The following is a 3,851-nucleotide window of genomic DNA, read 5'->3' as shown; positions in this document are numbered from 1 at the left end:
GTCCGGACCGCCGCCTCAACCCACACCGCCACCGCTCCGCCCGGCGCCCTCCCGTCCCTCCGCTTCGGCTACGGCACCAACGGTCTCGTCGATCTCCGGCTCGACGACGCTCTCTCGCTCCTCGCCGACCTCGGCTACGACGGCGTCGGGCTGACCCTCGACCACATGCATCTCGACCCGCTCGCCCCCGGCCTCGCCGCCCGTACCCGCCGGGTCGCGCAGCGGCTGGACGAGCTCGGGCTGGGCGTCACCGTCGAGACGGGCGCCCGCTATGTGCTCGACCCCCGCCGCAAGCACGGCCCGTCCCTGCTCGACCCGGACCCCGGCGACCGGGCCCGCCGCACCGACCTGCTCGTGCGGGCCGTCCGGATCGCCGCCGACCTCGGCGCGCACGCGGTGCACTGTTTCAGCGGGATCGTGCCGGAGGGAGCCGACACCGACACTGCGTGGAAGCACCTCGCCGAGTCCCTCGCTCCCGCCCTGGACGCCGCCGCCTCAGAGGGCATCCCGCTCGCCGTCGAACCCGAACCGGGCCACCTCCTCGCCACTCTGGCCGACTTCCACCATCTCCGCCGTGTCCTGGGTGACCCCGAACTTCTCGGCCTCACCCTGGACATCGGCCACTGTCAGTGCCTCGAACCCCTCTCTCCCGCCGACTGCGTGCGGGCCGCCGCCCCCTGGCTGCGGCACGTCCAGATCGAGGACATGCGGCGCGGCGTCCACGAGCACCTCCCCTTCGGGGACGGGGAGATCGACTTTCCGCCGGTCCTGGCGGCCCTCGCCGCCACCGGCTACCAAGGCCTGACCGTCGTCGAACTGCCCCGCCACTCCCACGCCGGTCCTCACTTCGCCGCGCACTCCCTGCCGTTCCTCTGCCACGCCGAACGAGCCGCGGCCACCGCGCCGCCCGGCCCCGCTCAGGACTTCCAGCAGCCCGCGCCACCCCATGGCGCTCCCTCCACCGCCCCTGAAGGGAGCAGCAGATGAGCCAGCCCCACACCACTCCCGCGGCGAAGACCGAGAGCGCCCAGGACACCCCGAGCGCCAGAACCCACCCCGGAAACTCCACCCCTGGTACCGCAACCCCTGGCACCGCATCGACCTCTGACACCGCATCTACCCTTGACACCGCATCCACCTATCCCTCGCTCACAGACCTCCGCAACCACCTCACCACCCACCTGGACCCACCCGCCCGCACCTGGCTCGACCACGCCCTCGACGAGGCCGCCGCGCACCCCGGCCTCCACGGGCCCATCTCCGTATGGGAGCTGCGGCTCGCCGAGGCCGGCCGACGCTGCGGGCCCGTACACGCCGACGCCGCACGGGTCCTGATCCTCGACGCGGCCCGCGCCGGCACCGACGCCCTGACCCGGGTGTACTTCCAGGGCACCGCCGACGAACGCCGAGCCGTGCTGCACGCCCTGCCCCACCTCGTGTCCGGCCCGGGCGCCCTCCCGCTGATCGAGGACGCCCTGCGCACCAACGACACCCGGCTCCTCAGCGCCGCCGTCGGCCCCTACGCCGCCCGGCACCTGACGGCCCACGCCTGGCGTCACGCCGTGCTGAAATGCCTGTTCACCGGCGTCCCCGTCGACCATGTCGCGGATCTGTCCCGGCGCGCCGCCGGCGATGGCGAACTCGCCCGCATGCTGGCCGACTACGCCGCCGAACGCACCGCCGCCGGCCGCTCCGTCCCCGAGGACCTGCACCGCGTCCTGGACCTGACCGAGTCCGTCACCCCGGTTCCCGGCACGGACCACCCCCACGGCAAGGAGTCCTGATGCGCATCTTCGACCCCCACATCCACATGACGTCCCGGACCACCGACGACTACGAGGCCATGTACGCCGCCGGTGTGCGTGCCGTCGTCGAGCCTTCCTTCTGGCTGGGCCAGCCCCGGACCTCGCCCGCCTCCTTCCGTGACTACTTCGACTCCCTCCTCGGCTGGGAACCCTTCCGCGCAGCGCAGTACGGCATCGCCCACCACTGCACGATCGCCCTCAACCCCAAGGAGGCGAACGACCCGCGCTGTGCGCCCGTCCTCGACGAGCTGCCGCGATATCTCGTCAAGGACAACGTCGTGGCCGTCGGGGAGATCGGCTACGACTCCATGACCCCTGCCGAAGACACCGCCCTCGCCGCGCAGCTGCAGCTCGCCGCCGACCACGGACTGCCCGCCCTCGTGCACACCCCCCACCGCGACAAGCTCGCCGGGCTGCGCCGCACCCTCGACGTCGTCCGGGAGTCCGCCCTGCCCGCGGATCGCGTCCTGGTCGACCACCTCAACGAGACCACCGTCAAGGAGGCCAGGGACAGCGGCTCCTGGCTGGGCTTCTCCGTCTATCCCGACACCAAGATGGACGAGGAGCGCATGGTCGCGATCCTGCGCGCCCACGGGACCGAGCAGGTCCTGGTGAACTCCGCCGCCGACTGGGGAAAGAGCGACCCCCTCAAGACACGCAAGGTCGGCGACCTGATGTTGGCCGAGGGGTTCGACGAGGACGACGTCGACCAGGTGCTGTGGCGCAACCCCGTCGCCTTCTACGGGCTCAGCGGCCGCCTGAACCTCGACGTCACCGGCACGGAGGCCACCCACGAGGGCAACTCCATCCTGCGCGGCGCCCCGCTGGAACCGCACACGCCGGTCACCGGCCCCGGCACGCCGGCCCGAGTGACCCACGCGGAGGCGTGAACGATGCGCTTCCGCCACCCTGACGGCTCCACCGTCCACCTCGCCTACTGCACCAACGTCCACCCCGCCGAAACGCTCGACGGCGTTCTCGCTCAACTCCGTGACCACTGCGAACCCGTCCGCCGCCGCCTGGGCCGTGACCGGCTCGGCATCGGGCTGTGGCTGGCGAAGGACGCCGCCCACGCCCTCGTCACCGACCCCTCCGCACTGCGCAGGCTGCGCACGGAGCTGGACCGGCGCGGCCTCGAGGTCGTCACCCTCAACGGCTTCCCCTATGAGGGCTTCGGTGCCGAGGAGGTCAAGTACCGCGTCTACAAGCCGGACTGGGCCGACCCGGAACGCCTCGACCACACCACCGCCCTGGCCCGTGTCCTCGCCGGTCTCCTCCCCGACGACGTCACCGACGGGACCATCTCCACGCTGCCCCTCGCCTGGCGCACCGCATACGACGACGAGCGCGCGGAGACCGCCCGCACCGCGCTGCGCACCCTCGCCGAACGCCTCGACGCCATCGAGGAGCTGACCGGCCGCTCCATCCGCGTCGGCCTGGAACCGGAACCCGGCTGCGTCGTCGAAACCACCCGCGACGCCATCGCCCCGCTCACCGCGGTCGGCCACGACCGCATCGGCATCTGCGTCGACACCTGCCATCTCGCCACCTCCTTCGAAGATCCGCACACCGCCCTGGACGCGCTCACCGCAGCCCGCGTCCCCGTCGTCAAATCCCAGCTCTCCGCCGCCCTGCACGCCGAACACCCCCATCTTCCCGAGGTGCGCCAGGCCCTCTCCGCCTTCGCCGAACCCCGCTTCCTGCACCAGACCCGTACGGCCACCGCGGCCGGCCTCTGTGCCACCGACGACCTCGACGAGGCCCTCGCCGGAGATGCCCTTCCGGACGCCTCACCCTGGCGCGCCCACTTCCACGTCCCCCTGCACGCGGCCCCCGCCGCGCCCCTCACCTCCACGCTCCCGGTCCTGAGATCCGCACTGACCAGGCTCGTCGGCGATCCGAGCCCGCTCACCCGCCACCTGGAGGTCGAGACCTACACCTGGCAGGCCCTCCCGCCCGAGTCGCGCCCCAAGAGCCGCACCCAACTGGCCGAGGGCATCGCCGCCGAACTCACCCTCGCGCGCGACCTGCTGACCGACCTCGGCC

Annotated in this window: 4 protein-coding genes; all 4 read left to right on the top strand. The window is 72.5% G+C overall.

The genetic code is table 11. From position 1 onward, the window contains the following. Positions 1–987, top strand: a 987-nt coding sequence (locus C1J00_RS39990) for a sugar phosphate isomerase/epimerase family protein (protein ID WP_102913762.1), incomplete at its 5' end; no start/stop codon positions are given. Beyond that, complete coding sequence (locus C1J00_RS39985; RefSeq protein WP_102913761.1) at positions 984–1,784, top strand: EboA domain-containing protein; 801 nt, start codon at positions 984–986, stop codon at positions 1,782–1,784. The genes C1J00_RS39990 and C1J00_RS39985, both read left to right, overlap by 4 nt. Further along, entirely contained in the window at positions 1,784–2,695 is a 912-nt protein-coding gene (locus C1J00_RS39980) for a TatD family hydrolase (protein WP_102913760.1), read from the top strand. Before C1J00_RS39985 ends, C1J00_RS39980 begins: the two co-directional genes overlap by 1 nt. 3 nt (positions 2,696–2,698) lie before the next feature. Next, the coding region (gene eboE, locus C1J00_RS39975) for a metabolite traffic protein EboE (RefSeq protein WP_102913759.1) at positions 2,699–3,851 on the top strand (1,153 nt) is incomplete at its 3' end.

Origin of the sequence: Streptomyces cahuitamycinicus, assembly GCF_002891435.1 — a bacterium.
GTDB classification, from domain to species: Bacteria; Actinomycetota; Actinomycetes; order Streptomycetales; family Streptomycetaceae; genus Streptomyces; species Streptomyces cahuitamycinicus.
The sequence above is the reverse complement of the archived record's forward strand: the minus strand, read 5'-3'. Positions and strand labels throughout refer to the sequence as shown.